Source organism: Microbacterium sp. Bi128, from assembly GCF_918698205.1.
Map to the genome: position 1 here is coordinate 1 of NZ_CAKKMM010001062.1, position 1,793 is coordinate 1,793.

At 72.5% G+C, this 1,793-nt stretch carries 2 protein-coding genes; both read right to left on the reverse strand.

All coding sequences use genetic code 11. The features are described 5' to 3' along the window. Positions 1–13 precede the first annotated feature (13 nt). Positions 14–469: a Fe-S cluster assembly sulfur transfer protein SufU gene (gene sufU, locus LQV45_RS29765; RefSeq protein ID WP_230010737.1), complete on the reverse strand. Its 456-nt coding sequence runs from the start codon at positions 467–469 to the stop codon at positions 14–16. Next, a complete protein-coding gene (locus LQV45_RS29770) occupies positions 466–1,734 on the reverse strand; it encodes an aminotransferase class V-fold PLP-dependent enzyme (protein ID WP_230010740.1) in 1,269 nt (422 codons plus the stop codon). The genes sufU and LQV45_RS29770 overlap by 4 nt, the downstream gene beginning before the upstream one ends. Between the last annotated feature and the right edge of the window lie 59 nt (positions 1,735–1,793).

Genomic DNA, 1,793 nt, shown 5'->3' on the forward strand with positions numbered 1-1,793 from the left:
GCGCGATGTCGCGTCAGGCCTGGCGCAGCCCCTCTTCGAGCGCGACCCACGCGAGCATCGCGCACTTCACCCGCGCGGTGTACTTCGAGACGCCCGAGAGCGCGGCGGCGTCGGCGAACGTCTCCTCGTCGAGGGGGATCTTTCCGCGAGAGCGCAGGGCCTCGCGGAACTTCCCGATCAACGCCTCGGCGTCGGCCTTCGGCATCCCGTCGTCGCCGCCGTCTTCGCGGAGAAGGGCGACGAGCATGGATGCCGAGGCCTGCGAGATCGAGCAGCCCGCACCCTCCCAGCTGACGGATGCCACGCGGTCGCCGTCGACGTCGACCCGCAGCGTGATCTCGTCGCCGCAGACCGGGTTGCGCTGGTGCACGGTGGCGCTGTGCGTGCCTGGGTCGACGAGGCCGAAGCCGCGGCGGTTCTTGGAGTGGTCGAGGATCAGTTCCTGGTACAGCGACTCGAGCCCGCTCATGCGCGCACCCCCGTGGTGGTTCCCGTCGTCGCCACGCCGAAGAAGCCGCGGATGCCCGACACGGCGTCGAGGAACGTGTCGACCTCGGCTTCGGTCGTGTGGATGGCCGCGCTCGCACGGACGGATGCCGTCATGCCGAAACGCCGGTGCAGCGGTTGCGCGCAGTGGTGCCCGACCCGGACGGCGACCCCGCGGGAATCGAGGAACTGACCCGCATCGTGCGCGTGCACCCCCTCGACCTCGAACGCCTGCAGGGCGACGCGCGGGGCGGCATCCGTGTCTCCGAGCAGACGGATGCCGTCGATCGACCGCAGCCCCTCGCGCAGGCGCCGCTCGAGTGCGGCCTCGTGCGCGTGGGCGGCGTCGAGGTCGAGCCCGCCGAGCCAACGCACGGCCGCGGCGAGAGCCACGGCCTGCGACACCGGCTGCGTGCCGGCCTCGAAGCGCTGCGGTGGGGGGAGGTATTCGGCCCGGTCGAGCGTGACGGTCGTGATCATCGAGCCGCCGGTGGTGAACGGCGGGAGGTCGGAGAGCACCTCGTCGCGGCCCCACAGCCCGCCGATCGCGTACGGCCCGAAGATCTTGTGTCCCGAGAACACGGCGAGGTCGACGCCGGTCTGTGGGAGATCCAGCGCCAGGTGCGGCGCCGACTGGCAGGCGTCGAGAACGGTCAGTGCGCCGACGCTGCGGGCCAGGGCGACGAGCTCGGCGACCGGGTTCACGATGCCGAGCACATTCGAGACGTGCGGGAAGGCGACGACCTTCGTGCGTTCGCCGATGAGGTCGGCCGCGGCGGTCATGTCGAGCGTGCCGTCGTCGTGGACGGGGATGTGGCGCAGCCGAGCGCCGGTGCGGGCCGCAAGCTCTTGCCACGGGATGAGGTTCGCGTGGTGCTCGGCCTCGGTCACGACGATCTCGTCGCCCGCGCTCAGACGCCCGGCGTAGCCCAGCGAGCCCGCGACGAGGTTGAGGCCGGCGGTGGCACCGCTCGTCCAGACGAGCTGCTCGGGCTCGCCGCCGACGAAGCCCGCGACGGTGGCGCGCGCGTCCTCGAACAGCTCCGTCGCCTCGGCCGCGAGGAAGTGCGCACCGCGGTGCACGGCGGCGTTCGCGTGCTCGAGGAAGTCGCGCTCGGCGTCGAGCACCGCGCGCGGCTTCTGGCTCGTGGCGGCCGAATCGAGGTAGACGAGGGGGCGGCCGTCGACCTCGGTGCCGAGGATCGGGAACTCGGCCCGCACGGCGGCCACGTCGAAGGGGAGGGTCACCCCTCCAGGCTACGCCGCACCGCCTGCCCGGGCATCGGGGGTGCGGCGTAGCCTGGAGG

Excerpts from the sequence above, each read along its gene's own strand:
- sufU (WP_230010737.1), bottom strand. The coding sequence starts at position 469 with ATGAGCGGGCTCGAGTCGCTGTACCAGGAACTGATCCTCGACCACTCC.